Below are 26,911 nucleotides of genomic sequence, written 5' to 3' on the forward strand. Positions count from 1 at the left end.
CCGCCCCGTGGCCTGCGGTAGGAAGCCGGAAAGCGGGGGGATCAGGCCGGGTCGAACAGGTCGGGGAGGGGCTCTGCTGCACGGGTCCGCGGCGCGGCTGCGGCGGCCGAGGCTTCCTCCTCCCGCGCCAGCTTGCCCACGCGCACCCCGAGCAGGCGCAGCGGTTGCTGCAGCGGCACGCGCTTGAGGCACTGGCCGGCCACCCGGCGGATCGTGCTCGCGTCGGCGGTGTAGTGGGCCAGGGTCTGGTCGCGGGTGGCGGTGCGGAAGTCGTCGTAGCGCAGCTTGATGCCGATGGTCTTGCCCACGTAGCCCTTGCGCTGCAGGTCGCCCGCCACCCGCACGCACAGGTCGGTGAAGATCGCGCCCAGTTCGGCCCGGTCGCGCACCGCATGGAGGTCGCGCTCGAAGGTGGTCTCGCGGCTCATGGACACCGGCTCGCTCTCCGTCACCACCGGCCGTTCGTCGCGGCCCCAGGCGGCATCGTGCATCCAGGCGCCCGTGGAGCGGCCGAAGTGCTCCACCAGCCGCTCGCGCTCCTGCGCCGCCAGCTCGCCTATGGTGCGGATGCCCAGCCGGTGCAGCCTGGCCTCGGCCTTCGGCCCGATGCCGTTGATCTTGCGCACCGGCAGCGGCCAGATGCGCGGCTGCACGTCCTCCTCGAAGACCACCGAGATCCCGTTGGGCTTGTCGAACTCGCTGGCCATCTTGGCCACCAGCTTGTTGGGCGCCACGCCGATCGAGCAGGTCAGCCCGGTGGCAGCGAAGATCGATCGCTGGATCAGGCGGGCCAGCACGCGGCCGCCCTCGCGCTGCCCGCCGGGCACCTCGGTGAAGTCGATGTAGACCTCGTCGACCCCCCGGTCCTCCACCACCGGCGCGATCTCCCGGATCACGGCCTTGAAGGCGCGCGAGTAGCGGCGCACCTCGTCGAAGTCCACCGGCAGCACCAGCGCCTGCGGGCACAGGCGCGCCGCCTTCATCATGCCCATGGCCGATCCCAACCCGAACTGGCGCGCCGGATAGGTCGCGGTGGTGATCACGCCGCGGCCGACGTAGTCCTTCAGCAGGGGGAACGCCTCGGGCGGGACCTCGGACAAGGGCCGGCCGGCGAAGCGCTCGCGCAGCATCTCGTCGACCCTGCGGCGGCCCCCGCCGATCACCACCGGCAGGCCCTTGAGCTGCGGGTAGCGCAGCAGCTCCACCGACGCGAAGAACGCGTCCATGTCCAGGTGGGCGATGCGGCGGCGCAGCGGGGTCACGGCGCGGGATTGTCCCGCAGCGCCGGGCGGGTCAGTGCCCCGCCGGCGTGCCGGTCGGGTAGCTGCCGGGCAGCAGGATGCCGCGGTCCACCGCACCGATGTCGGTGCGGCCGCAGAACGCCATGGACAGGTCGAGCTCCTTGTGGATGATCTCCAGCGCGCGGGTGACGCCTTCCTCGCCCATGGCGCCCAGCCCGTACAGGAAGGCGCGGCCGATGTAGGTGCCCTTGGCGCCCAGCGCCACCGCCTTGAGCACGTGCTGGCCGGAGCGGATGCCGCCATCCATGTGCACCTCGATGCGGCTGCCCACCGCCTCGGCGATCTCCGGCAGGGCGGAGATGGAGGAGGGCGCGCCATCGAGCTGGCGGCCGCCGTGGTTGGACACGATCAGGGCGTCGGCGCCGGAGTCCACCGCCAGGCGGGCGTCCTCCACGTCCTGGATGCCCTTGAGGATCAGCGGGCCGCCCCAGCGCTTCTTGATCCACTCCACGTCCGCCCAGGACAGGCGCGGATCGAACTGCCGGGCCGTCCATTCGGACAGCGAGCCCATGTTCTCCACGCCCTTGACGTGGCCGACGATGTTGCCGAACTGCCGGCGCCGCGTGCCCAGCATGCCCAGGCACCAGCGCGGCTTGGTCATCATGTCCAGGATGTTCGCGGCGGTGAGCTTCGGGGGCGCCGACAAGCCGTTCTTCAGGTCCTTGTGGCGCTGGCCGAGGATCTGCAGGTCCAGCGTCAGCACCAGCGCCGAGCAGTTGGCCGACTTGGCGCGGTCGATCAGCCGTTCGATGAAGTCGCGATCGCGCATCACGTACAGCTGGAACCAGAACGGGTGGTTGCCGGTCGCCTGCGCCACGTCCTCGATCGAGCAGATGCTCATGGTCGACAGCGTGAACGGGATGCCGAACTTCTTCGCCGCCCGGGCCGCCAGGATCTCTCCGTCGGCATGCTGCATGCCGGTCAGGCCGGTGGGCGCGATCGCCACCGGCATGGCCACCGGCTGGCCGATCATGGTGGTGCGGGTGCTGCGCCCTTCCATGTTCACCGCCACCCGCTGGCGGAACAGGATGCGGCCGAAATCGTCCTCGTTGGCGCGGTAGGTGCTCTCCGTCCACGAGCCCGAGTCCGCGTAGTCGTAGAACATGCGGGGCACGCGCCTTTGCGCCAGCAGGCGCAGGTCTTCGATGTTGGTGATCACGGTCAAGATGGGTCTCCTCCGGGCGCGGACATGCTAATGCGCCGGCCGTTGCGGCCGGTTGAAGTTTTGGCGCCGCCCCTGCAATTTTGCTCAGGCCGCGGGAACCCGGTCAGGCCAGCCGCCGGCGATGGCGCGCGACCTGGGCCCGCACCTGCTCCGGCGCGGTGCCGCCCAGCACCTTGCGGGCGTCGAGCGAGCCGCGCAGCGAGAGCACCTGGAACACGTCCTGGCCGATCGAGGGGTGGAAGCCCTGCAGCGTGGCCAGCGGCAATTCGGACAGGTCGCAGCCCTGCTGCTGGGCCGCCCTGACGGCGTGCGCCACGGTCTCGTGCGCGTCGCGGAACGGCAGGCCCTTCCTGACCAGGTAGTCGGCCAGGTCGGTGGCGGTGGCGAAGCCCCTGCGCGCCGCCTGCTCCATGGCCTGCGCGTCCACCGTGATGCCGTCCATCATGTCGGCGAAGATGCGCAGCGTGTCGCGCAGCGTGTCCACCGTGTCGAACAGCGGCTCCTTGTCTTCCTGGTTGTCCTTGTTGTAGGCCAGCGGCTGGCCCTTCATCAGGGTCACCAGCGCGACCAGGTGGCCGGCCACGCGGCCGGTCTTGCCGCGCGCGAGCTCGGGCACGTCCGGGTTCTTCTTCTGCGGCATGATCGACGAGCCGGTGGTGAAGCGATCGGCGATGCGGATGAAGCCGAAGTTCTGGCTCGTCCACAGGACCAGCTCCTCGGACAGCCGGCTCACGTGCACCATCGCCAGCGTCGCGGCGGCGGTGAACTCGATGGCGAAGTCGCGGTCGCTCACCGCGTCCAGCGAGTTCTGGCACACGCCCTCCATGCCCAGTTCGGCCGCCACGGCCTCGCGGTCCAGCGGGTAGCTGGTGCCGGCCAGTGCCGCCGCGCCCAGCGGCAGCCGGTTGACGCGCTTGCGCACGTCGGCCATGCGCTCGGCGTCGCGCGCGAACATCTCCACGTAGGCCAGCATGTGGTGCCCGAAGCTCACGGGCTGGGCGACCTGCAGGTGGGTGAAGCCGGGGAGGATCACGTCGGCGTTGCGCTCGGCCAGGCCGAGCAGCGCCTGCTGCAGCTGCGAAAGCAGGCCTGCGATCAGGTCGATCTCGCCGCGCAGCCACAGGCGCACGTCGGTGGCCACCTGGTCGTTGCGGCTGCGGCCGGTGTGCAGGCGCTTGCCGGCGTCGCCCACCAGCTGCGTCAGGCGGGCCTCCACGTTCAGGTGCACGTCCTCGAGTTCCAGCTTCCATTCGAAGCTGCCGGATTCGATCTCCTGCGCGACCTGCGCCAGGCCGCGCCGGATGTCGGCCAGGTCTTGGGCGGAAATGATGCCCTGGGCCGCCAGCATGGCCGCGTGGGCCAGCGAGCCCTGGATGTCGGCCCGCCACAGGCGCTGGTCGAAGCCGACGCTGGCGGTGTAGCGCTGGACCAGCTCGCTCACCGGCTCGGAGAACAGCGCGGACCAGGCTTGGGACTTGTGATCGAGTTGCGACATGGCGGGGGCGGGCGGCGCCCGGATAGGTGGTTGGCCCGAGAGGGCCGGGCACCGGGATGCACCAATAATCGGGCTGCGCCCGATCCGGATGAAAGACTCTCGAATTTTATCGGCCTTCCAGGACCTGCCCGATGCCGGCCGCGCAGCCGTGCGGCCGGCGTCGCGGCAGGTGCTGCTGTTCGACGCCTGCCAGGTCGGCGTGGTGCTGCGGGCGGTGCTGTTCGTGGAGGCCGTGATGGCCGTGGGCGCCATGTTCGGCGCCGACGGGCTGCGCGAATGGCTGGCGCGCCTGTCCGTCCTCAGTGGGGCCGCCCTTCCGGCCACGCTGGTGTGGCTGGTGGTGGGCTGCAGCCTCAAGCGCCTGCTGGCCCGCCTGCCGCAGCCCGCCCAGCACGTGTTCGGCATCGTCCTGGGGGCGCTGGCCGGCCTGTACGGCTGCGGCCTGGTGACGCTGGTGGCCTGGCCGGCGCCGGCGCCCTGGGTGGCGTCGGCCTTCACCGGTGCGCTGCTGGCGGCGGCGCTGCTGGCCGCGCTGGCGCTGCGCGCCAAGGGCCGGCTGCCGGCCGAGGCGACCGCGCGCCTGTCCGAGCTGCAGGCGCGCATCCAGCCGCACTTCCTGTTCAACACGCTCAACACCGCCATTGCGCTGGTGCGCGAAGACCCGGCGCGCGCCGAGGCGGTGCTGGAGGACCTGAGCGACCTGTTCCGGCGCGCCCTGGCCGACCCGGGCGAGGCCGTGACGCTGGAGGAGGAGGTGGCGCTGGCGCGGCACTATCTGGCGATCGAGCAGGCGCGCTTCGGCGAGCGCCTGCAGGTCGAGTGGGCGATCGACCCGGCCGCGGGCAAGGCCCGCGTGCCGCCGCTGTTCCTGCAGCCGCTGGTGGAGAACGCGGTCAAGCATGGCGTGGAGCCGAGCGCCCGCGGCGCCGAGGTGAGGATCAGCACGCAACGGCGCGGCGCCGCGGTGGTGATCAAGGTGACCAACACGGTCCCGAGCGGCCAGGGCCGGCCCGGGCACGGCGTGGCGCAGGCCAACGTGCGCGACCGCCTGCGCCTGCTGCACGATGTGCAGGCGCAGTTCCGAACCGTCCTGAAGGACGGCATCTACCAGGTCAGGATGGAGATTCCGGCATGAGTGAAAGCCTGCAGGTCCTTGTGGTCGACGACGAGCCGCTGGCGCGCTCCCGGCTGCGCACGCTGCTGGGCGATTGCCGCTCGCCGGGCGCGCGGGTGTCGGCGGAGGCGGCCAACGCAACCGAGGCCATGGAGGCCCTGCGCCGCGGCAGCTTCGATGCGGTGCTGCTCGACGTGCGCATGCCGGGCGCGGATGGGCTGGCGCTGGCGCAGGCGCTGCGGGGCATGCCGCGCGAGCCCGCGGTCGTGTTCGTCACCGCCCATTCCGAGCACGCCGTGGAAGCCTTCGACCTCGAGGCGGTGGACTACCTGACCAAGCCGGTGCGGCTGGAGCGGCTGCAGGTCGCGCTGCAGAAGGTGGAACGGACGCTGGCCGCGCGCCGCGCGCCGGCCGGCGAGCCGCAGGAGATGCTGGTGATCCAGGACCGTGGCAGAACGGAGCGCGTTCCGCTGTCGGAGGTTCTCTATTTCAAGGCCGAACTCAAATACATCACCGTGCGCACGGCAGCCCGGAGCTATATTCTGGATGCATCGCTCAGCGAGCTGGAAGAGCGCCATGCGCCGCAGTTCCTGCGGGTGCACCGCAATGCGCTGGTGGCGCTGCGGGCGGTGCGGTCGCTGGAACGGCACGACGATCCCGAAGAAGGCGAGGGCTGGGCGGTGCGGCTCAATGGCGTCGATGAGCTGCTGGCGGTGTCGCGGCGGCAGTTGACGGCGGTGCGGGAGGCCTTGACCCGGTAGGGCAGGCAGGGGGGACTCGTTGGCAGCGAGAGGCGTCCCCATGAACCCGGAGCATCAGGTCGACACGGTGCTGGAGGAAGTCCCTCCACCGCAGGACATCGACCCGCAGGAGCCGCCGCAGGTGGTGCTGCACCCGCAGGCCGACCCGCGCAGCCTGGCGCTGGCCGTGCTGGCCACCCTCGGGGTGCTGGCGGTGCTGCGCTGGGGCAGCGCGTTCTTCATTCCGCTGATGCTCGGCTTCGTCTTCTACTACGCGCTGGCGCCGGTGGTGGAGGCGATGGCGCGCGCGCGCATCCCGCGCCCGCTCGGGGCCGGTGTGCTGCTCCTGGCCATCCTGCTGGGCGGCGGCTTCGCGCTGGCGTCGCTGGCAGACGACGCCAACGAGTTGATCGAGTCGCTGCCGGCCGCCGCCGAGCGGGTGCGCGCCAAGGTGCAGCAGCGGGTGGGCGGTGACACTCCGCTCGAGCCCGTGCAGAAGGCCGCCGCCGAGCTCGAGAAGGCGGCGGAAGCCGCCAATACCGGCGCCCGGCCGGCGGCGCCGGCTCCGAAGGGGGTGCAGCGCGTCGTCGTGGAGAAACCCCGCTTCGACATCCGCGAGCACCTGTGGAGCGGGACCGTGGGCCTGGTGAGCCTGGTCGGGCAGGTGGTGCTGGTGACCTTCCTGACCTATTTCCTGCTGCTGTCGGGCGACACCTTCCGGCGCAAGCTGGTCAAGATCGCGGGGCCGGGGCTGTCGGAGAAGAAGCTGACCGTGCAGGCGCTGGACGAGATCAACGTGCAGATCCAGCGCTACCTGCTGGTCCAGCTGCTGGCCAGCCTGGGCGTGGGCATGGTCACCGGCGTGGTGTTCGCCATGCTGGGCCTCGAGCATGCGGCCGTGTGGGGCGTGGCCGCCGGCATCCTCAACCTGGTGCCGTACGTCGGCTCCATCCTGGTGACCCTGGCGGCGGCGCTGGTGGCCTTCATGCAGGCCGGTGAGCTGGAGCTGCCGCTGCTGGTGGCCGGCGCCTCGCTGCTGATCAACACCGTGGAAGGCTACCTGCTGGTTCCCTGGCTGACCAGCAAGGCCAGCCGCATGAACGCCGTGTCCGTCTTCATCGGCGTGCTGTTCTGGGGCTGGCTGTGGGGCGTGTGGGGGTTGCTGCTGGGCATTCCGATCATGATGGTGATCAAGGCGGTGTGCGACCGGGTGGAGCACCTCAAGCCGGTCGGTGAGCTTCTGGGCACCTGATTGCCCCGAGAATCCCCTGCCATGGACCACCTGCTCGGACTGCTGACCGATCCGCAAGCCTGGATCGCACTGCTCACGCTCACGGCGCTGGAGCTGGTGCTGGGGATCGACAACATCGTGTTCATCTCGATCCTGGTGGACAGGCTGCCGCCCGAGCGGCGCGAAGCCGCGCGCCGCATCGGCCTGTTCATGGCCATGTTCATGCGGCTGGCCCTGCTGCTCGTGCTGGCCTGGGTCATCGGGCTGACCGCGCCGCTGTTCACCCTGCCGCTGGTCGACCAGGGCGTCTCCGGCCGCGACCTGATCCTCATCGGCGGCGGCCTGTTCCTGATCTGGAAGAGCACCGGCGAGATCCACGCGTCGCTGCAGGGCGAGGAGCACCAGGAGGGCTCGATGAAGCTCGGGGCCACGTTCGGCACCGTGATCGTGCAGATCATGCTGGTGGACATGGTGTTCTCGCTCGACTCCATCATCACCGCGGTCGGCATGGTGGACGAGCTGGCGGTGATGATGGCCGCGGTGGTGGCCTCGGTCGGGATGATGCTGCTGTTCGCCGGGCCGATCGGCCGCTTCGTGTCGGACCATCCGACGGTGAAGATGCTGGCACTGTCCTTCCTGATCATGATCGGGATGGTGCTGATCGCCGACGGCTTCGAGTTCCACGTGCCCAAGGGCTACGTGTACTTCGCGATGGCGTTCTCGGTGGCGGTGGAACTGCTCAACCTGCGGCTGCGGCGGCGCGCCACCGTGCCGCTGCAGGACCGGGGCGAGTACGAGAAGGCCGCCGGGGGCCGGCCGCGCTGAGAGCCGGCGCCAGCTTCAGCCCGTGTTGCGCAGTCCGGCGGCGATGCCGTTGATCGAGATGTGGATGCCGCGGCGCACCCGCTCGTCGGCCTGCCCGGCGCGCAAGCGCCGCACCAGTTCCACCTGCAGGTGGTGCAGCGGGTCGATGTAGGGAAAGCGGTGCCGGATCGAGCGCTGCATGGCCGGGTTGTCCGCCAGCCGCTGCTTCTCGCCGGTGACCAGCGCCAGGGCGTCGGCGGTGCGGTGCCACTCGGCCTCGATCGCCGAGAAGATCCGCTTGCGCAGCCGGGCGTCCGCCACCAGGCTCGCATAGCGCGAGGCCAGCGCCAGGTCGCTCTTGGCCAGCACCATGTCCATGTTGGACAGCAGCGCCCGGAAGAAGGGCCAGTGCCGGTACATCTTCTGCAGCAGGGCCAGGCGCTCCTTGCGCGGCGAGCCCGGTTCGCCCTGCAGGAAGCTTTCCACCGCGGCGCCGAAACCGTACCAGCCGGGCAGCGTCAGCCGGCACTGGCCCCAGCTGAAGCTCCAGGGGATGGCCCGCAGGTCCTCGATGCGGTGGTTGGCCTTGCGGGAGGCCGGCCGCGAGCCGATGTTGAGCTCCGCGATCTCGCGGATCGGCGTGGCGGCCTGGAAGTAGTCGGCGAAGCCGGGCGTGTCGTAGACCAGCGAGCGGTAGGCGGCCATGCTGGCCGCCGAGAGCTGCCCGGCGGCCTGCAGGAACTCCCGTGGCGCCGGCTTGGCCGGCTGCAGCAGGGTGGCTTCCAGGGTGGCGGCGACCAGAGTCTCCAGGTTGCGCCGCCCGATCTCGGGGTTGGCGTACTTGGAGGCGATCACCTCGCCCTGCTCGGTCAGGCGGATCTGCCCGCGCACCGTGCCGGGCGGCTGCGCCAGCACCGCCTGGTAGCTCGGGCCGCCGCCACGGCCGACGGTGCCGCCACGGCCATGGAACATGCGCAGGCGGATCCGATGTTGCGGCGCCATGCGGTCGAACAGCTCCACCAGGGCGGTGCCGGCCCGGTACAGCTCCCAGTTGCTGGTGAAGATGCCGCCGTCCTTGTTGCTGTCGCTGTAGCCCAGCATCACGTCCTGCTCGGCGCCGGACCGCTCCACCAGGTCGGCGATGCCGGGCAGCGCGTAGAACGCCTGCAGGATGGACGCGGCGTTGCGCAGGTCGTCGATGGTCTCGAACAGCGGGACCACGATCAGCGCGGCGACGGCATCGCGGTCCAGCGTGCCCAGCAGCAGGCCGCATTCCTTCTGCAGCAGCAGCACCTCGAGCAGGTCGCTGACCGCCTCGGTGTGGCTGATGATGTAGTGGCGGATCGCCTCCGGGCCGTACTGCGCGCGCAGGCGCAGCGCGCTCTCGAAGATCGCGAGTTCGCCGCTCGCATGGTCGGAGTAGCGCGCGCCCAGCACCCGCAGCGGCCGGGCGTCGCCCAGCAGCCGCAGCAGCAGTTCGCACCGGGCCGGCTCCGGCAGGCGCTCGTAGCGAGGCTCGACGCGCGCCACCGCGAGCAGCTCGGCCACCACGCGCTCGTGCTGGTCCGAGCTCTGGCGCAGGTCCATGGTGGCCAGGTGGAAGCCGAACACCTCCACGGCGCGGATCAGCGGCTGCAGCCGGTTGGCCGCCAGTGCCCCCGAGCGATTGGCCAGCAGCGAGGCGCGGATGGTGCACAGGTCGGCAAGGAAGTCCTGCGCCGACGGGTAGGGGTTCTGCGGCGGCAGCAGGTGGCGCGCGGCCTCGCCGCCGGTCAGCGCCTTGAGCGTCGCTGCCAGGCGCGCATACATGCCGGCGAGGGCGCGTCGATACGGTTCGTCCTGGCGGTGCTCGTTGCTGTCCGGCGAGCGCGCCGCCAGTTCCCGCATCTCCGGCGTGATGTCCACCAGCAGCGCCGAGACCGACAGTTCGCGCCCCAGGAAGTGCACCTCGGTCAGGTAGTGGCGCAGCGCCACTTCGCACTGGCGGCGCAGCGCCTGCTCCAGCGTCTGCGCGCTGACGTTGGGGTTGCCGTCGCGGTCCCCGCCGATCCACATGCCCATGCGCAGGAAGCTGGCGACCGGCTGCGAACCCAGTTCGCGCTCGAGTTCGGCATACAGCTTGGGGATTTCGCGCAGGAAGGTGGCTTCGTAGTAGGACAGCGCGTTCTCGATCTCGTCGGCCACCGTGAGTTTCGAAAAGCGCAGCAGCCGGGTCTGCCACAGCTGCATCACGCGGGCGCGGATCTGCGTCTCGTTGGCGGCCAGTTCGCGTGGGGCCAGCGCATCGCGCGGCAGCGCGCGCGCCCTGATCTCGTCGCGCTCGGCGAGCAGCAGGGCGATCTCGCGCTCGGCGTCCAGGATGCTCTTGCGCTGCACCTCGGTCGGGTGGGCGGTCAGCACCGGCGAGACGTAGCTGCCGGCCAGCGCCTGGGAGATGGTGCGCGGCGAGATGCCCGCCCAGCGCAGCCGCGCCAGCGCCACCTCGATGCTGCCTTCCTGGGTGTCGCCGGCGCGCTCGTGCACCGCGCGGCGGCGGATGTGGTGGCGGTCCTCGGCGAGGTTGGCCAGGTGGCTGAAGTAGGTGAAGGCGCGGATCACGCTGACCGCCTGGTCGCCGCTCAGCGACTTGAGCAGGGCCTTGAGCGCCCGGTCGGCTTCCTGGTCGGCATCGCGCCGGAAGGCGACCGACAACTTGCGGATGCGCTCGACCAGCTCGAAGGCCGGCACGCCCTCCTGGTCGCGGATCACGTCGCCCAGGATGCGCCCCAGCAGCCGGATGTCCTCCACCAGCGGCCGCTCGTTGTCGCGCGCGCGCCGGGCCGGCGTGTCCGGCGGGGATAGGGCCATGGTTGTTCTCCGGTTGCTCAATTTTTCGGCAGCGCGGATGCTAGCATCGGCCTCCGATTTCCCTCGCAGACTGGATTCCCCTTGACCCGCTTCGTGATCGCCACCCGCGAAAGCCGGCTTGCGCTCTGGCAGGCCGAGCATGTGAAGGCGCTGCTGCAGCAACAGGGCCACGATGCCTCGCTGCTGGGCATGACCACGCGCGGCGACCAGATCCTGGACCGAAGCCTCAGCAAGGTGGGCGGCAAGGGCCTGTTCGTCAAGGAGCTGGAGGTCGCACTGGAGCAGGGCCAGGCCGACCTGGCGGTGCATTCGCTCAAGGACGTGCCGATGGACCTGCCCGAGGGCTTCATGCTGGCCTGCGTGCTCGAGCGCGAGGACCCGCGCGACGCCTTCGTGTCGCCCCGGCACGAGTCGCTGGACGCACTGCCGCCCGGTGCCGTGGTCGGCACGTCCAGCCTGCGCCGCGTGGTGCTGCTGCGGGCGCTGCGCCCCGACCTGCGGATCGAGCCCCTGCGCGGCAACCTGGATACGCGCCTGCGCAAGCTCGACGAAGGCGGCTACGACGCCATCGTGCTGGCCGCCGCGGGGCTCAAGCGCCTGGGCCTGGCCGACCGCATCCGCAAGCTGTTCGAGCCGTCGCAGATGCTGCCGGCCGCCGGCCAGGGTGCGCTCGGCATCGAGGCGCGCAGCGGCCGCGACGACGTGCTGGGCGCGCTCATGCCGCTGGCGCACCAGTCCACGGCGATGGCCGTGGCCGCCGAACGGGCGGTCAGCCGTGCGCTGGGAGGCTCCTGCTCGATGCCGCTGGCGGCCTACGCCACGCTGCAGGGTGAAGTGCTGCGCATCGAAGCCGCCTGGGGCGATCCCGAGCGGCCGGGCCTGCTGGTGCGGGCGCAGGCCAGCGGGACCATCGGCAGCGCCGAGGAAGCTGCGGCGCTGGGCACCGAAGTGGCCGGGCGCCTGCGCGCCGGCGGCGCGCACTGAGCCGCATCCGATGCGGGTGGTCCTGACCCGCCCACGGCCCGAGGCGCGGCGCTGGGCGCGCGCGCTGGCCGCGCGCGGACACGAAGTCGTCCTGCTGCCCTTGATCGACATCGGCCCGGCGCCGGACCCCGGCGCGCTGGAACGGGCCTGGGCTGCATTGCCCGACCGGCAGGCCGCCATGTTCGTCAGCGGCAATGCGGTGCAGGGCTTCTTCGCTGCGGCCGGTGGGCGGGCCTGGCCGGCGGCCACCCGTGCCTGGTCCCCCGGCCCGGGTACTTCGCAGGCGCTCGTGGCCGCCGGGGTGGCGCCGGCCCGGATCGATGCACCGCCGGCCGAAGCGGCCCAATTCGATTCGGAAGCCTTGTGGCCCGTGATCGAGTCGCAGCTGCGCGCCGGCTTGCGGGTGTTGCTGGTGCGCGGTGCCGGCGCCGACGGTCGCCCGGCCGGGCGGGACTGGCTCGCGGTGCGCCTGCAGCAGGCGGGCGTCCACGTGGACACCGTGGCTGCGTATGCCCGTCGCATGCCGTCGGTCGGCGCGGAAGACCTCGCGCAGGCGCAGCGCTCGGCGGGCGACGGCTCGGTGTGGCTGTTCAGCAGCTCGGAGTCGATCGCCAACCTGCGCCGCCTGCTGCCGCAGCAGGACTGGTCGCGGGCCTGCGCGATCGCCACGCACGAGCGCATTGCGCAGGCCGCACGCGAGGCCGGTTTCGGTGTCGTCTGCCCATCACGACCGGCCCAGGCCGATGTGGTGGCCGCCCTAGAATCGTTCGGATGAGTGCCGAGACCGAGCGGGACCTGCCGGCCGCGCCGCCGCTCCCCGCCCCCGAATCCGCCCCCGTCGCCGCCGACGAACCGGCCGCGGCGCCGTCGCCGCGCCGGCTGGGCATGGCCCTGCTCGCGGTGGCCGCCTTCGCCGGGCTGGCATCCAGCGGCATGCTCTGGCAGAAGCTCTCCACCATCCAGGAGCAGCTGGCGCGCCAGAGCGCCGATGCGGGCAGCCATGCGGCCGAGGCGCGCGCGCTCGCCCGGCAGGCGCAGGAGCTGGCCCGCGACGTCGCCGCCCGCCAGGCGGTGCAGGACACGCGCCTGGGCGAGGTCGCGCTGCAGCGCACCCAGCTGGAAGAGCTGATGCAGAGCCTGTCGCGCTCGCGCGACGAGAACCTGGTGGTGGACATCGAGGCGGGCCTGCGGCTCGCCCAGCAGCAGGCCCAGCTCACGCTCAGTGCCGAGCCGCTGCTGGCGGCGCTGCGCACCGCCGACCAGCGCCTGGCGCGCGCCGGCGAGCCGCGCCTGGCGCGCATCCGCAGCGCGATCGCGCGCGACATCGACCGCATCAAGTCGGCCGCCGTCGCCGACGTGCCCGGCATCCTGCTGCGGCTGGACGAAGTGGCGCGGCAGGCCGACGAGCTGCCGCTGGCCAATGGTGTCGGCGCGGGCACCGCCAGCCGGCCCGTGCCGCGTGCCGGCCAGCCGCCGGCGCCGCCCCCGAGCTGGTGGTACCAGCTGCTGGCCGTGGTGCGCGAGGAGGCCCGCTCGCTCGTGCGCGTCAGCCGCATCGACGAGCCGGAGGCCATGCTGGTGGCGCCCGAGCAGGGGTTCTTCCTGCGCGAGAACTTCAAGCTCAAGCTGATGAATGCGCGGCTGGCGCTGCTGGCGCGCCAGATCGACGCCGCTCGGGCCGATGTGGGCGCGGCAGCGACGGCGCTCAACAAGTACTTCGACCCGTCCGCCCGGCGCACCCAGGTCGCCGCGCAATCGCTGCAGCAGATGCAGCAGCAGCTGCGCTCGGTCGAGGTCCCGCGCATCGACGAAACCCTGGCCACCCTGGCCACCGCAGCGGCGGGGCGCTGATGCGCGCGGCACTCTGGCTCCTGGCCCTGTTCGGCGTCGCCGTGGCGGTGGCGCTGTTCGCCGGCAACAACCAGGGCACGGTCACCGTGTTCTGGCCGCCGTACCGGGTCGACCTGTCGCTCAACCTGGTCCTGTTGCTGCTGCTGGCGGCCTTCCTTTTCCTGCATGCGGCCCTGCGCGCGCTGGCGGCGCTGTTCGACCTGCCCCAGCAGGCGCTGCGCTGGCGCCTGCAGCAAAGGGAACGCGGCATGCACGCGTCCCTGCTCGATGCGTTGTCGCACCTGCTGGGCGGGCGCTTCATCCGCGCCCGCAAGTCGGCCGAGGGTGCGCTCGCGCAGGAGGCTTCGCTCGGCGCCGGCGGCGCAGGGCCGGCCAATGGCGCCCAGTTGCGGGCGCTGGCCCACCTGCTGGCAGCCGAGAGCGCGCACGCGCTGCAGGACCGCAGCGCGCGCGAGGAACACCTGAGGCTGGCGATCGAGCAGGCCGGCTCCCACGGCGCGCAGGAGTCGCACGAAGGCGCGCTGATGCGCGCGGCGCGCTGGTCGCTGGAGGACCACGATCCGCAGGGCGCCACCGGCTGGCTGCAGGAACTGCCGGTGGGCGCCGGCCGGCGCACGCTGGCATTGCGCATGAAGCTCAAGGCGGCGCGCCTTTCCGGGCACGCCCGCGAGGCGCTGGAGACGGCCCGCCTGCTGGCCAAGCACCGCGCGTTCTCGGCGCTCGCCGCCGAGACCCTGGTGCGGGGGCTGGCGATCGACCTGCTCAACGATGCCCACGACCCGGCCCAGCTGCAGCGGGCCTGGTCCGAGCTGGAGGCGGCCGAGCGCGCCATGCCCGAACTGGCCATCCATGGCGCCCAGCGGCTGCTGGTGCTGGGCGGCGACCCGCAGCTGGCGCGTGATTGGCTGCTGCCGGTCTGGGAGCGGCAGCACGCCCTGTCCGCGCACCAGAAGGTCCGGCTGGTGGAGGCCCTGGAAGAGGGGCTGGAAAGCGTGGATGCCGACTGGCTGGCGCGCATCGAGTCGGCCCAGCGCGCCGACCCCCGCGATGCCACCCTGCAGTACCTGGCGGGCATGGCCTGCATGAGGCGCCAGCTGTGGGGCAAGGCGCAGCAGCTGCTCGGGCAGGCGGCGGGCAGCCTGCAGGATGCGCGCCTGCGTGGCAACGCCTCGCGCGCGCTCGCCATGCTGGCCGAGCAGCGCGGCGACGAACAGGCCGCCGCGGCGGCCTGGAAGCAGGCGGCGCAGGCCTGAACGGCCGCTGTCCCGTGCCCCAGTCCGGCGGAGCGGCGGCAGGGTCGCGGGGCCGCCAACCACCCACAAGAAAGGGAGCCGAGGCTCCCTTTCCGCTGGTCGCCGGCTCGCTTACTGCACCGGCTGCTGCGCGGGCTGCTGCTCGAACGGCAGCGGCAGTTCGCGCAGGTCGCGGCGGGTCTCGACCAGCACCAGCGGACCTTCGTCGACCACCACGGCCGGCGGGCGCTCGCGCGGCACGCGGATCGGCTGGGGCTCGGCGGCGATGGCCGCCTGGGCGGCGGCGATCTTGTCGGCGTCCGAATTGACCCACTGCAGGCCCGAGCCGGCGGCGACCTGCGCCAGGTCGTCGACCGGGAGCTCGAAGGCCTGGACCTTGGGCAGGCCGGCCGGTGCCGGCGCTGGCGCCGGAGCGGCGGCGGCCGCCAGCTCGACGGCGGCCTCGGGGCTCGCGGTTGCCGCGGGCTCGTCGGCCACGAAGCCGGTGGCGTAGCGCGGCCGGCGCTCGGCCGGTTCGCCTGCAGCGCCCTGCGCTTGCGCAGCGGGCTGGTCGGACTCGCCCGCTGGGGCGGCCTCCTCGCGGCCAGTGCGCTCGCGGCGGTCACGGCCGTAGCGGTCGCGCGAGCGGCGCGGATCGCGGCGGCCTTCGGCATCGGCCCCGGCACCATTACCGTGCGGCTGGCCGGCTTGTTCCAGCACTTCGGCTGCGTCGGGCTGGCCTTCGATCACCGCTGCTTCGCTGATGGCCTGCGGCACCTGCTCGCGTGGCCGGCGCTCGCCGCGCTCGCGCCGGCCTTCGCCACGTTCCCCGCGTTCTCCGCGTTCACCACGCGGCGGCCGCTCGCCACGGGCTTGCTCCGGTGTGGCGGCGCTGCGCTGCTCATCGGTTTGCGGTTCCTCGCGGCGATCCCGCTGGCCGTGCCTGTCGCCGCGGCCTTCGCGCGATTCGCGGGCCTCGCGCGGTTCGGAACGCTCGCCGCGACCCTCGCTCCGTTCCCCGCGTTCCCCGCGTTCCCCGCGTTCCCCGCGTTCCCCGCGTTCCCCGCGTTCGCCGCGCTCGCCGCGCTCGCCGCGCTCCGGTCGTCCCTGGCGCTCGCGCCGGCCTTCTCCTTCGCCGCGCGCCGGCTCGCCGGTACGCGGGGCCTGGCCTTCGCTGCCTTCCACGTTGGCGCGCTCGCGGCGCTGGTCGTGGTCACGCCCGCGGCCGCGGCCGCCGCGGCCACCGCGCCGGCCTTCGCCGCGCTCGCCGCGCTCGCCGCGGCTCTCGCGCTTGTCGTCCGGCCTCGCAGCGGGTGCAACCGGCGTGGCGGGCGCCGCCGCCGGCGGCGGGCTGAACAGGCTCTTGAACCAGGCGAAGAAGCTCGGTTCGGACACCGGCGCGGGCGACCGCGCAGGGGCCGGCGCAGGCGCAGGCGCCGCCGCCTGGCGAACCGGCTCGGCCGGCTTCTCGGGCCGCGCCGGCGCGATCGGTGCCGGCGCGTCGGGCAGCACGCCCTTGATCACCGGCTCCTGCCGGTTGGCGCGCTCCTGCGAGCGGCGCGTGACCTCGGTCTTCTCCTCGACCTCCGCCATGTGGTAGCTGGCCTTGAGGCTGTCCAGGCGCGGGTCGTCGTGCTTGAGGCGCTCGAGCTTGTAGTGCGGCGTGTCCAGGCCCTTGTTGGGCACCAGGATCAGGTTGATGCGCTGCTTCAGCTCGATCTTGGTGATCTCGGTGCGCTTTTCGTTGAGCAGGAAGGAGGCGACCTCCACCGGCACCTGCACGTGCACCGCGGCCGTGCTGTCCTTCATCGACTCTTCCTGGATGATGCGCAGGATCTGCAGCGCCGAGCTCTCGGTATCGCGGATGTGGCCATGCCCGCCGCAGCGCGGGCAGGGGATGGAGGCGCCTTCCGACAGGGCCGGGCGCAGCCGCTGGCGGCTCATCTCCATCAGCCCGAACTTGCTGATGGTGCCGAACTGCACGCGGGCGCGGTCCTGCCGCAGCGCGTCGCGCAGGCGGTTCTCCACCTCGCGCCGGTTCTTCGATTCCTCCATGTCGATGAAGTCGATCACGATCAGGCCGCCCAGGTCGCGCAGGCGCATCTGGCGCGCCACTTCGTCGGCCGCCTCCAGGTTGGTGCGGGTGGCGGTCTCCTCGATGTCGCCGCCCTTGATGGCGCGCGCCGAGTTGACGTCGATCGAGACCAGGGCCTCGGTGTGGTCGATGACGATCACGCCGCCGGAGGGCAGCTTGACTTCGCGGGCGTAGGCCGATTCGATCTGGTGCTCGATCTGGAAGCGCGAGAACAGGGGTGCGTCGTCGCGGTAGCGCTTCACGCGGGTGGCGTGCTCCGGCATGACGTGCGACATGAACTGCTGCGCCTGCTCGTAGATGTCGTCGGTGTCGATCAGGATGTCGCCGATGTCGCTGTTGAAGTAGTCGCGGATGGCGCGGATCACCAGCGAGGATTCCTGGTAGATCAGGAAGGCGCCCTTGCCGCCCTTGGCGGCGCCGTCGATCGCGTTCCACAGCTTGAGCAGGTAGTTCAGGTCCCACTGCAGCTCGGGCGCGCTGCGGCCGATGCCGGCCGTGCGGGCGATGATGGACATGCCGTTCGGGTACTCCAGCTGGTCCATCGCCTCCTTCAGCTCGGCCCGGTCGTCGCCCTCGATCCGGCGCGACACGCCGCCGCCGCGCGGGTTGTTGGGCATCAGCACCACGTAGCGGCCGGCCAGCGAGACGAAGGTGGTCAGCGCCGCGCCCTTGTTGCCGCGCTCCTCCTTCTCGACCTGGACCAGCAGCTCCTGGCCCTCCTTGATCACGTCGTTGATCCGGGCCTGCGACGGCGAGACCCCCGGCGCGAAGTACTGCCTGGAGATCTCCTTGAACGGCAGGAAGCCGTGCCGGTCCTCGCCGTAGTCGACGAAGCAGGCCTCCAGCGACGGCTCCACGCGCGTCACCACGGCCTTGTAGATGTTGCCCTTGCGCTGTTCGCGCCCTTCGATCTCGATTTCGTAGTCGAGGAGCTTCTGCCCGTCGACGATGGCCAGCCGGCGCTCTTCGGCCTGCGTGGCATTGATCAGCATCCGCTTCATTGCGTCACCTTCTTGTTCTCGTGAACAAACGGCCCCGTGCAGGGGCCCACGATGCCGGCCGGCGCAGGCGAAACGGGAAGCGGAAGGAAACGCGCAGGTGCGTGCGGACGGCCCGGAGGGCTATGTCAGCAATCGCAGGGGAGGCGCGTGGAGGGGGGCGAGGCGGGGAGGGGACCGCAGGGCCGCAGCAACTGCAAGCCGTGGGGTCCGCGACATGCGCCGGGGCGGGCCGAAGCCGGCGGCAGGCGGCATCAGCCACCGCCAGCAGGCCAGGAACAGCGCCATCAGCACAGGGAGGTCTCGCTTTTCCGCCGCCAGCTTCTGAAGTCTGGCGGCCTTGATTCCGGTTCGGGTTTTCGCTTGGGCGTCGGCGGCTCCGGCGCCTTGGCCGGCGGCTGCGGCATCTGCGAGCCCGCATCCGGCGGCAAGGCGACGTCGGCATCGACCTGCCAGCGTCCTTCGGGTGCTGCGGTGGACTAAACTCCAGCCGAATCAAGCACTTACGGCGAGACGCCAGTGGGAAGCATTATAGGGGCCGGCGCCGGTCTCGCGAAAGCCGAAGTGAAAACGCTGGTGGTGGGCGAGGATTGCGCCGGCCAGCGCCTCGACAACTTCCTGCTGCGCGAGCTCAAGGGTGTCCCCAAGGCCCATGTGTACCGGATCATCCGCAGCGGCGAAGTGCGGGTGAACAAGGGCCGGGCAGCCGCCGACACCCGGGTGGAGCAGGGCGACCTCGTCCGCGTGCCGCCGGTGCGCCTGCCCGGGCGGGTGCTGGATGCCGCGGCGCGACCGGCGCCCGCCCGCGAGTTCCCGGTCCTGCTGGAAGACGAGCAGCTGCTGGCCATCGACAAGCCCGCCGGCGTGGCGGTGCATGGCGGCAGCGGGCTGAGCTTCGGCGTGATCGAACAGCTGCGCCAGGCCCGGCCGCAGGCGAAGCGGCTGGAGCTGGTGCACCGGCTCGACCGGGAAACCTCGGGCGTGCTGCTGGTCGCCAAGCGGCGCTCGGCCCTGACGCGGCTGCAGGACCAGTTCCGCGGCCGCGAGACCGGCAAGACCTACCTGGCGCTGGTGGCCGGTGCCTGGCCGGCCAACAAGAAGGTTATCGACCTGCCGCTGCACAAGTACCTGGTCGCGGGCGAGGACGGTGCTGCCGGCGAGCGGCGCGTCAAGGTGGTGGACGCCGGCCATCCCGACGCGATGCGCTCCATCACCCTGGTCAAGGTGGCACGGCGGCTCGGGGCCTTCACGCTGCTGGAGGTGACGATCAAGACGGGCCGCACGCACCAGATCCGCGTCCACCTGGCATCGCAGGGCCACCCGATCGCGGGGGACGACAAGTATGGCGACTTCGAGCTGAACCGGTCGCTGCAGCGACAAGGCCTCAAGCGCATGTTCCTGCACGCGTGGCGGCTACAGTTCCGCCATCCCGCCACCGGCGAGCCGGTCGCCCTGGAGGCGCCCTTGCCCGCGGACCTGCAACAGTTCGCCGACCGCCATGCCCAGCCCACGGCCACGCCAGTTTGACCTGATCGCCTTCGACTGGGACGGCACGCTGTACGACTCCACCCGGGTCATCGTGCGCTGCATCCAGCAGGCGGTGGTGGACGTGGGCGGCGCCCTGCCGACCGAGCAGGCGGCCGCCTACGTGATCGGCATGAGCCTGGCCCAGGCGCTCGCGCGCGCGGCGCCGGACGTGCCCCCGGAACGGTACGAGGCGCTCGGCCGGCGCTACCGGCACCACTACGACCGGCACCGGAACGACCTCAGCCTGTTCGCGGGGGCGCTGCCGCTGCTGCAGGAGCTCAAGGCCAGGCACCACTGGCTGGCGGTGGCCACCGGCAAGTCGCGCCGCGGGCTCGACGAGGTCCTGCAGGCGCAGGAGCTGCAAGGCCTGTTCGACGGCACCCGCACCGCCGATGAAACGGCCGGCAAGCCGCACCCGCTGATGCTGGGGGAACTGATGCGCGAATTCGGTACCGATCCCGGGCGCACGCTGATGATCGGCGACACCACGCACGACCTGGAGATGGCGCGCAATGCGGGCTGCGCCGCCGTGGGCGTGAGCTACGGCGCGCACGAGCCGGACAGCTTCCGGGAACTCGGCCCGCTGCACATCGCGCACTCGGTCGGCGACCTGCGCGGCTGGCTGCTGGCCCATGCCTGAGAACGCCGCTCGCCTGCCGCTGTGCAACAGCCGGGACCTCGTCGACGGCGGCCTTGCCGTGCCGTTCGACGTGGTCCATGGCGGCCAGGCCTGCCGCGCCTTCGCGATCCGCTGGCGCGGCCGGGTCCATGCCTACCTGAACCGCTGCGCGCACGTCGCCATGGAGATGGACTGGCAGCCCAACCGCTTCTTCGACGACAGCGGGCAGTGGCTGCTGTGCTCGACCCACGGCGCGGTCTACCGCCCTGACACCGGCATCTGCGCCGGCGGGCCCTGCCGCGGCGGGCTGGTGCGCATCGAAGTGAGCGAACAGGACGGGGTGGTGCACTGGCATACTGCCTGGAACCTGCAACCCGTCGCTTTCTGAGCGTCTCCCCATGACCGATCCGATGAACCCCGGCAACGACCGGGAATCCCCCGTCGCGCCCGCGCCAACCCCTGCCGCTTCCGGACTGCAGCCGGGCTGGGAGCGCCAGACGATGGAGCGGCTGATGTTCGCCACCCTGTCCGAGCAGCGGGCGGCGCGCCGCTGGCGCACCTTCACCCGGCTGGCCTGGCTGGCGTTCTTCGTGCTGCTGGTCTGGACCCTGCTTTACCGGGGCGGGCCGACGGGAGCCGAGAAGGCGGCGCCGCACACCGCCGTGGTCGAGATCCAGGGCGAGATCTCCGCCGAGTCGGACAACAGCGCCGAGTTCATCGTGGCCGCCATGAAGGCGGCGTTCGAAGACCCCGGCGCGCAGGGCATCGTGCTGCTGATCAACTCGCCCGGCGGCAGCCCCGTGCAGGCAGGCATCGTCAACGACGAGATGAAGCGGCTCAGGGCCCTGCACCGCAAGCCGGTGTACGTGGTGGTGGAGGAGGCCTGCGCTTCGGCCGCCTACTACATCGCCGCCGGCGCCGACCGGATCTACGTGGACAAGGCCAGCATCGTCGGCAGCATCGGCGTGCTGATGGACGGCTTCGGCTTCGTCGGCCTGATGGACAAGCTGGGGGTGGAGCGTCGCCTGATGACCGCCGGCGAGAACAAGGGTTTCCTCGACCCCTTCAGCCCGCAGACCGACCGCCACCGCGTCCACGCGCAGGCCATGCTGGACCAGATCCACAAGCAGTTCATCGACGTGGTCAAGGCCGGGCGCGGCAAACGCCTGAAGGACACGCCGGAGCTGTTCACCGGCCTGTTCTGGACCGGCCAGCAGGCGGTGGACATGGGCCTGGCGGACCAGCTCGCCAACCTGGACTTCGTCGCCCGCGAGGTGATCAAGGCCGAGGAACTGGTCGACTACACCCGGCGCGAGAACGTGGCCGAGCGGCTGGCCAAGCGGTTCGGCGCCGCAGTGGGCGAAGGCGCGATCCGCGCCGTCCGCACGCTCCCGGTCCTGCGCTAGCTAGGGACCGATCAGGAAGACGGCGGGGGTGTCGGAGGGCGGCCCGCCCGCCTCTCGCTTCCATTGCGCCACCGGGCGCGACGCCACGTGCTCGCCCGGCAGCGTCAAGCCGCTCGCGAGACCCAGGCGCGTGTCGCCGCGCAAGGTCTGCAGCAGCGCCTGCCACAGCGCGGCGTTGCGGTAGGGCGTTTCGATGAACAGCTGGGTCTGCCCGGTGCGCAGGGCCAGCGACTCCAGTTCGCGGATGCGCTGCGAGCGGGGTCCGGGCTGCTGCGGCAGGTAGCCGACGAAGGCGAACGACTGGCCGTTCAAGCCGCTGGCCGCCAGCGCCAGCAGCAGCGAAACCGGTCCCACCAGCGGCACCACGCGGATCCCCAGCTGGTGGGCCGCCCGCACCACCGACGAGCCGGGGTCGGCGACCGCGGGCATCCCCGCCTCGCTCACCAGGCCGATGTCGTGGCCCTCCAGGGCGGGCGCCAGCAGGGGGCGGGCATCGAAGCCGCCCGCATGGTCGCCCTTCTTGTGCACTTCGCGCGGCAGTTCGACGACCGCCATGGCCTGCAAGGGCTGCGCCAGCGGAACGATCTCGCCCACCCGCTTGAGATAGGCACGGGCGGTCCTGGCGTTCTCGGCGATCCAGTGCGTGATCCGTGCAGCCACCTCGATCGTGCCGCCGGGCATCACCTGCTGCAGCGGCACGGGTGTCGTGCAGCCGAAATCCAGCGGTGCGGGGACCAGGTACAGGGCGCCGGGCGCGGGCATCTCAGGGCACCTGCAGGCCGGCCGCACGCAGCAGCCGGCAGGTGCGGATCAGCGGCAGCCCCACCAGGGCCGTGGGGTCGTCGCTGTGGATCGCCTCCAGCAGGGCGATGCCCAGTCCTTCGCTGCGGGCGCTGCCGGCGCAGTCGTAGGGCTGCTCGGTGCGCAGGTAGGTCTCGATCTCGCGGTCGGCGAGGTCGCGGAAGACGACGCGCACCGGCGCGAGGTCCTGCTGCTCGAAGCCGCTGTCCAGGCACACCACGGCCAGGGCCGCCTGGAACACCACCGTGCGGCCGCGCATGAGGCGCAGCTGGGCCGTGGCGCGCGCGTGGTCGCCGGGCTTGCCCAGGGGCGAGCCGTCGAGGTCGGCCACCTGGTCGGAGCCGATCACCACGGCGTGCGGATGCCGTTGCGCCACCGCCCGGGCCTTCGCGAGGGCCAGTCGCGCGGCCAGGGCCGCCGGCGCCTCGCCGGCGCCCGGCGTCTCGTCCACCTGCGGTGCGACGACGTCGAACGGCAGGCCGAGCCGCTCCAGCAGTTCGCGCCGGTAGCGGGAAGTCGAGCCGAGGATCAGGGGCCGCGCAAGGGCATGGGGCATGCGGCGATTCTCTTACACTGGTTTCGATGAAAAGGTCCTTCAGCCCGCAGCGGCTGGACGTGCGGCCGTTTGCCGAAGAGGGCGGGCAGTTGTCCGGCGAGGGCCGCCTGGCCGACTTTCCGCGCCTGGCCGCCGAGGCGCTGCCGGCCGCCGGCGAAGGGGCCGTCCGGTGGTCGGCGGGCGGCGAGTTGCGCAACCCGGATCACCTGCATCCCGAGGTCTGGATCCGGCTGGCGGCCTCCGCCGTGCTGCCCATGACCTGCCAGCGTTGCCTCGAGCGGGTGGATGTGCCGCTGGCGGTGGACCGGCCATTCCGTTTCGTCGCCGACGAGGACACGGCGGCGGCGCAGGACGAGGAGGCCGAGGAGGACGTGCTGGCGATCAGCCGCTCCTTCGACCTGCTGGGCCTGGTGGAGGACGAGTTGCTGATGGAGGTGCCCCCGGTGCCCCGGCACGAGGTCTGCCCGGTGCCGGTGCGCCTGTCGGCCGCCGACCCCGGCTTCGACGACGGCGAGGCCCGGGAGAACCCGTTTGCCCGCCTGAAGGCGCTGAAGAACGGCAAGGAATAGGAGCGCCGCAGCAATGCCCTATAATGGTGGGCTTCGCGCGAAAGGCCGGCCCCCAGGGCGGTTGCCGCGCTTCCCACCCACCGTTCATGGCGTTTCGCGTTGCGAGGCGCCCCAGCATCCAGGAGTCCGGCATGGCCGTCCAGCAAAACAAGAAGTCGCCCTCCAAGCGGGGCATGCACCGTTCGCACAACGCGCTGTCGGTGCCCGGCATCGCCGTGGAGCCCACCACCGGCGAAACCCACCTGCGCCACCACATCAGCCCGAACGGGTTCTATCGCGGTCGCAAGGTCCTCAAGACCAAGAACGACGCCTGATTCCCGTCCACGGCGCCACGAGGCCCGCCGCTGCCCGCGCAGCCCGGGCCTTTTTTGCGCCCGCGGCCTGCATGCGGACGCCGTTTGCGCAAGTCGCCGGGAGCCGGGCCGCGAAGCTCTACATTTGAGGACATGACGATTCTGGCCGTCGACTGCATGGGGGGCGACCACGGCCCGGCCGTGACCCTGCCCGCCTGCCGCAGCTTCCTCCAGGCGCATCCCGAGGCCCGGCTGCTGCTGGTGGGCAGCGGCGAGGCGCTGCGCGACTTCCATCCGCGCGCCGCCCACGTGCCCGCTTCCGAGGTGGTCGCGATGGACGATCCGGTCGAAGTCGCCCTGCGCCGCAAGAAGGATTCCTCCATGCGGGTGGCGATCCAGCAGGTCAAGGACGGCCACGCGGACGCGGCGGTCTCCGCCGGCAATACCGGCGCGCTGATGGCGCTGGCCCGCTACCTGCTCAAGACGCTGGACGGCATCGACCGACCGGCGATCGCGTCCCCCCTGCCCAACGCCAGGGGCGGCGCCACGACGGTGCTGGACCTGGGCGCCAATGTCGACTGCACCGAGCAGCACCTGCTGCAGTTCGCGGTCATGGGCTCGGCCCTCGTTTCGGCGCTGAACGATCGCGACCAGCCCAGCGTGGGCCTGCTGAACATCGGCGAAGAGGTGATCAAGGGCAACGAGGTGATCAAGCGCGCCGGCGAGCTGCTGCGCTCGGCCGCCGCCGCCGGCGACCTGAACTTCCACGGCAACGTGGAGGGCAACGACATCTTCAAGGGCACCACCGACATCGTGGTGTGCGACGGCTTCGTCGGCAACGTCGCCCTGAAGACCAGCGAGGGGCTGGCCAGCATGATCGGCGGCTTCCTGCGCGAGGAGTTCTCGCGCAACTCGCTGACCCGGGCGGCGGCGCTGCTGGCCTACCCGGTGCTTTCCGCGTTCAAGCAGCGCGTGGACTACCGCCGCTACAACGGGGCCGCGCTGCTGGGCCTGCGCGGACTGGTGTTCAAGAGCCACGGCTCGGCCGATGCGTTCGCTTTCGAGCGGGCGCTGGCCCGGGCGTATGATGCGGCCCGAAACCAGCTGCTCGACCGGGTCCAGGCCCGCATCGCGCATGCCCGGCCCCTGCTGGCCGGGTCCGCGGCCGACGCCGCTTCCGTCGAAACCCTCGCTTCCGAATGAGCCGATATTCGCGCATCGCCGGCACCGGCAGCTACCTGCCGCCGCGCCGCGTGACCAACGACGACCTCGCCGCCGAACTGGCCGCGCAGGGCATCGAAACGTCCGACCAGTGGATCGTGGAGCGCACCGGCATCCGGGCGCGCCACTTCGCCGAGCCCGACGTCACCAGCAGCGACCTGGGCGCCCACGCCGCACGCCATGCGATGGAGGCGGCCGGCTGCGGCCCGGCCGACATCGACCTGGTCATCGTGGCCACGTCCACGCCGGACATGGTGTTCCCCTCGGCCGCCTGCATCCTGCAGCACAAGCTGGGCATCGCCGGCTGCCCGGCCTTCGACGTGCAGGCGGTGTGCAGCGGCTTCGTGTACGCGCTCGCCGTGGCCGATGCCATGATCCGCACCGGCGGGGCCAGCCGCGCGCTGGTGATCGGCACCGAGGTGTTCTCGCGCATCCTGGACTTCAAGGACCGCACCACCTGCGTGTTGTTCGGCGACGGCGCGGGCGCCGTGGTGCTGGAGGCGTCGGATGCGCCGGGCATCCTGGCCAGCGACCTGCACGCGGACGGCAGGCACGTGGCCATCCTGTGCGTGCCGGGCACGGTGGCGGGCGGCCGGGTGCTGGGCGACCCGCTGCTCAAGATGGACGGCCAGGCCGTGTTCAAGCTGGCGGTGGGGGTGCTGGAGAACTCGGCGCGCGCCACGCTGGCCAAGGCCGGCAAGACCGAAGCCGACATCGACTGGCTGATCCCGCACCAGGCCAACATCCGCATCATGCAGGGCACGGCGAAGAAGCTGAAACTGCCGATGGACAAGCTGGTCGTCACCGTCGACCAGCACGGCAACACCTCGGCCGCCTCCATTCCGCTGGCGCTGGATGCGGCCGTGCGCGAAGGCAAGGTCCGCCGCGGCGACACGCTGATGCTGGAAGGCGTGGGCGGCGGCTTCACCTGGGGGTCGGTGCTGCTGGACTACTGAGTCCCGCCCGCACCCGCCGAACCGTTCTTCCGACGACGACATGAAACCGTTTGCATTCGTGTTCCCCGGCCAGGGCTCGCAGGCCGTGGGGATGCTCGACGCCTGGGGCGACCATCCGGCCGTGAAGCAGGCCGTCGCCGAAGCTTCCGAAGCGCTGGCCGAAGACATTGGCCGGCTGATCCATGAAGGGCCCAGGGAAGCCCTGGCGCTGACCACCAACACCCAGCCGGTGATGCTGGTGGCTGGCGTGGCGGCCTACCGGGCCTGGCTGGCCGAGGGGGGCGACCCGCCGGCCGTGCTGGCCGGCCACTCGCTGGGCGAGTACTCGGCGCTGGTCGCCGCGGGCGCGCTGACCCTGGCCGAGGCGGCGCCGCTGGTGCGTTTCCGCGCCCAGGCCATGCAGGAGGCCGTGCCGGTCGGCGCCGGCGCGATGGCGGCGGTGCTGGGCATGGAAGCCCGCAAGGTGGTGGAGGGCTGTGCCGAGGCGCAGCGCAGCTTCGGCACCAACTCCGACGAAGTCGTGGAGGCGGTCAACTTCAACGATCCGGCCCAGACCGTCATCGCCGGCAGCAAGGCGGCGGTCGACAAGGCCTGCGAGGTGCTGAAGGCCAACGGGGCCAAGCGCGCGCTGCCGCTGCCGGTTTCGGCGCCTTTCCATTCCAGCCTGATGAAGCCGGCGGCCGATCGCCTGCGCGAGCGGCTGGCCCAGGTGGCGTTCCGGTCGCCGGACCTCCCCGTCGTCAACAACATCGAGGCCCGGGTCGAAACCGACCCCGACCGCATCCGCGCCGCACTCTACGAGCAGGCCTTCGGCCCGGTGCGCTGGGTCGATTGCATCAGGGCCATCCAGGGGCGCGGCGTGGCCGCGGTGCTGGAATGCGGCCCGGGCAAGGTGCTGCAGGGCCTGTGCAAGCGCATCGACCCGGCGCTGGCCGCCGGCGCCGTGTACGACCCGGCGAGCCTCGGCGAGGCCAAGGGGCTGCTGGCATGAGACACCCTGTGTCAACCCCCCGCTGTTTGAAGCAGCAGTTTGGCCCCGCCGTGGCGTGCCGGATCGTAGGGTTTGTGGTCCTGCCAGGCGCGCCAGATCACGCGCAGCCATGCTC

Annotated in this window: 24 protein-coding genes; 17 read left to right on the top strand and 7 right to left on the bottom strand. The window is 71.7% G+C overall.

All coding sequences use genetic code 11. The features are described 5' to 3' along the window. Positions 1-41 precede the first annotated feature (41 nt). The 3 genes from dinB to argH form a co-directional block, all read right to left on the bottom strand. On the bottom strand, positions 42-1,226 hold the full coding sequence (dinB, locus tag V6M57_RS10805) for a DNA polymerase IV (RefSeq protein WP_332815019.1): 1,185 nt from the start codon (positions 1,224-1,226) through the stop codon (positions 42-44). A 67-nt stretch (positions 1,227-1,293) separates the two neighbouring features. After that, positions 1,294-2,466, bottom strand: a complete 1,173-nt coding sequence (locus V6M57_RS10810) for an alpha-hydroxy acid oxidase (protein ID WP_332814997.1) — start codon at positions 2,464-2,466, stop codon at positions 1,294-1,296. 103 nt (positions 2,467-2,569) lie between these two features. Further along, on the bottom strand, positions 2,570-3,961 hold the full coding sequence (gene argH, locus V6M57_RS10815) for an argininosuccinate lyase (protein ID WP_332814998.1): 1,392 nt from the start codon (positions 3,959-3,961) through the stop codon (positions 2,570-2,572). A gap of 88 nt (positions 3,962-4,049) precedes the next feature. Between argH and V6M57_RS10820 the strand changes: the two genes are divergently transcribed. The 4 genes from V6M57_RS10820 to V6M57_RS10835 are packed head-to-tail and all read left to right on the top strand — an operon-like array spanning position 4,050 to position 7,871. Then, positions 4,050-5,096, top strand: a complete 1,047-nt coding sequence (locus tag V6M57_RS10820; protein ID WP_332814999.1) for a sensor histidine kinase — start codon at positions 4,050-4,052, stop codon at positions 5,094-5,096. Further along, the gene (locus V6M57_RS10825; RefSeq protein ID WP_332815000.1) at positions 5,093-5,836 is read left to right on the top strand and encodes a LytR/AlgR family response regulator transcription factor; all 744 of its coding nucleotides are present in this window, start codon (positions 5,093-5,095) and stop codon (positions 5,834-5,836) included. Before V6M57_RS10820 ends, V6M57_RS10825 begins: the two co-directional genes overlap by 4 nt. 40 nt (positions 5,837-5,876) lie before the next feature. Further along, on the top strand, positions 5,877-7,067 hold the full coding sequence (locus V6M57_RS10830; protein WP_332815001.1) for an AI-2E family transporter: 1,191 nt from the start codon (positions 5,877-5,879) through the stop codon (positions 7,065-7,067). A gap of 30 nt (positions 7,068-7,097) precedes the next feature. Continuing rightward, positions 7,098-7,871, top strand: a complete 774-nt coding sequence (locus V6M57_RS10835; RefSeq protein ID WP_332815020.1) for a TerC family protein — start codon at positions 7,098-7,100, stop codon at positions 7,869-7,871. Positions 7,872-7,886: 15 nt separating this feature from the next. Here V6M57_RS10835 and ppc read toward each other — a convergent pair whose 3' ends face one another. Beyond that, complete coding sequence (gene ppc / locus V6M57_RS10840) at positions 7,887-10,697, bottom strand: phosphoenolpyruvate carboxylase (RefSeq protein WP_332815002.1); 2,811 nt, start codon at positions 10,695-10,697, stop codon at positions 7,887-7,889. Positions 10,698-10,778: 81 nt separating this feature from the next. Here ppc and hemC point away from each other — a divergent pair, with 81 nt between their 5' ends. The 4 genes from hemC to V6M57_RS10860 are packed head-to-tail and all read left to right on the top strand — an operon-like array spanning position 10,779 to position 14,785. Next, positions 10,779-11,681: a hydroxymethylbilane synthase gene (hemC, locus tag V6M57_RS10845; RefSeq protein ID WP_332815003.1), complete on the top strand. Its 903-nt coding sequence runs from the start codon at positions 10,779-10,781 to the stop codon at positions 11,679-11,681. Positions 11,682-11,691: 10 nt separating this feature from the next. Beyond that, the gene (locus tag V6M57_RS10850; RefSeq protein ID WP_332815004.1) at positions 11,692-12,456 is read left to right on the top strand and encodes a uroporphyrinogen-III synthase; all 765 of its coding nucleotides are present in this window, start codon (positions 11,692-11,694) and stop codon (positions 12,454-12,456) included. Continuing rightward, on the top strand, positions 12,453-13,532 hold the full coding sequence (locus tag V6M57_RS10855) for a uroporphyrinogen-III C-methyltransferase (protein WP_332815005.1): 1,080 nt from the start codon (positions 12,453-12,455) through the stop codon (positions 13,530-13,532). Before V6M57_RS10850 ends, V6M57_RS10855 begins: the two co-directional genes overlap by 4 nt. Continuing rightward, positions 13,532-14,785, top strand: a complete 1,254-nt coding sequence (locus V6M57_RS10860) for a heme biosynthesis protein HemY (protein WP_332815006.1) — start codon at positions 13,532-13,534, stop codon at positions 14,783-14,785. The genes V6M57_RS10855 and V6M57_RS10860 overlap by 1 nt, the downstream gene beginning before the upstream one ends. Positions 14,786-14,896: 111 nt before the next feature. Here V6M57_RS10860 and V6M57_RS10865 read toward each other — a convergent pair whose 3' ends face one another. Next, entirely contained in the window at positions 14,897-17,860 is a 2,964-nt protein-coding gene (locus V6M57_RS10865) for an Rne/Rng family ribonuclease (RefSeq protein WP_332815007.1), read from the bottom strand. Positions 17,861-18,376: 516 nt separating this feature from the next. On the opposite strand from V6M57_RS10865, the gene V6M57_RS10870 reads away from it, so the two are divergent. From V6M57_RS10870 to V6M57_RS10885, 4 genes are read left to right on the top strand one after another with little or no spacing between them, the layout of a single operon-like run. After that, complete coding sequence (locus tag V6M57_RS10870) at positions 18,377-19,384, top strand: RluA family pseudouridine synthase (protein ID WP_442968816.1); 1,008 nt, start codon at positions 18,377-18,379, stop codon at positions 19,382-19,384. Further along, the gene (locus tag V6M57_RS10875; protein ID WP_332815009.1) at positions 19,356-20,024 is read left to right on the top strand and encodes an HAD family hydrolase; all 669 of its coding nucleotides are present in this window, start codon (positions 19,356-19,358) and stop codon (positions 20,022-20,024) included. The genes V6M57_RS10870 and V6M57_RS10875 overlap by 29 nt, the downstream gene beginning before the upstream one ends. Further along, a complete protein-coding gene (locus V6M57_RS10880; protein WP_332815010.1) occupies positions 20,017-20,391 on the top strand; it encodes a Rieske (2Fe-2S) protein in 375 nt (124 codons plus the stop codon). The genes V6M57_RS10875 and V6M57_RS10880 overlap by 8 nt, the downstream gene beginning before the upstream one ends. A gap of 10 nt (positions 20,392-20,401) precedes the next feature. Next, complete coding sequence (locus V6M57_RS10885; RefSeq protein WP_332815011.1) at positions 20,402-21,409, top strand: S49 family peptidase; 1,008 nt, start codon at positions 20,402-20,404, stop codon at positions 21,407-21,409. Here V6M57_RS10885 and V6M57_RS10890 read toward each other — a convergent pair whose 3' ends face one another. Continuing rightward, positions 21,410-22,171 (bottom strand): SAM-dependent methyltransferase, encoded by a 762-nt coding sequence (locus V6M57_RS10890; RefSeq protein ID WP_332815012.1) that lies wholly within the window; start codon positions 22,169-22,171, stop codon positions 21,410-21,412. A 1-nt stretch (position 22,172) separates the two neighbouring features. Further along, positions 22,173-22,766, bottom strand: coding sequence for a Maf family nucleotide pyrophosphatase (locus V6M57_RS10895; RefSeq protein WP_332815013.1), 594 nt, complete (start codon positions 22,764-22,766; stop codon positions 22,173-22,175). A 26-nt stretch (positions 22,767-22,792) separates the two neighbouring features. Here V6M57_RS10895 and V6M57_RS10900 point away from each other — a divergent pair, with 26 nt between their 5' ends. The 5 genes from V6M57_RS10900 (at position 22,793) to fabD (ending at position 26,796) form a co-directional block, all read left to right on the top strand. Continuing rightward, the gene (locus tag V6M57_RS10900) at positions 22,793-23,335 is read left to right on the top strand and encodes a YceD family protein (protein WP_332815014.1); all 543 of its coding nucleotides are present in this window, start codon (positions 22,793-22,795) and stop codon (positions 23,333-23,335) included. Between the two features lie 131 nt (positions 23,336-23,466). Continuing rightward, positions 23,467-23,649: a 50S ribosomal protein L32 gene (gene rpmF, locus V6M57_RS10905; protein ID WP_013902190.1), complete on the top strand. Its 183-nt coding sequence runs from the start codon at positions 23,467-23,469 to the stop codon at positions 23,647-23,649. A 132-nt stretch (positions 23,650-23,781) separates the two neighbouring features. After that, positions 23,782-24,831: a phosphate acyltransferase PlsX gene (gene plsX, locus V6M57_RS10910; RefSeq protein WP_332815015.1), complete on the top strand. Its 1,050-nt coding sequence runs from the start codon at positions 23,782-23,784 to the stop codon at positions 24,829-24,831. Next, the gene (locus tag V6M57_RS10915) at positions 24,828-25,805 is read left to right on the top strand and encodes a beta-ketoacyl-ACP synthase III (protein WP_332815016.1); all 978 of its coding nucleotides are present in this window, start codon (positions 24,828-24,830) and stop codon (positions 25,803-25,805) included. Before plsX ends, V6M57_RS10915 begins: the two co-directional genes overlap by 4 nt. A 40-nt stretch (positions 25,806-25,845) precedes the next feature. Further along, positions 25,846-26,796 (top strand): ACP S-malonyltransferase, encoded by a 951-nt coding sequence (gene fabD, locus V6M57_RS10920; protein WP_332815017.1) that lies wholly within the window; start codon positions 25,846-25,848, stop codon positions 26,794-26,796. The last annotated feature ends 115 nt before the right edge of the window (positions 26,797-26,911 follow it).

The organism is Ramlibacter sp., from assembly GCF_036676645.1.
Taxonomy (GTDB): domain Bacteria; phylum Pseudomonadota; class Gammaproteobacteria; order Burkholderiales; family Burkholderiaceae_C; genus Ramlibacter.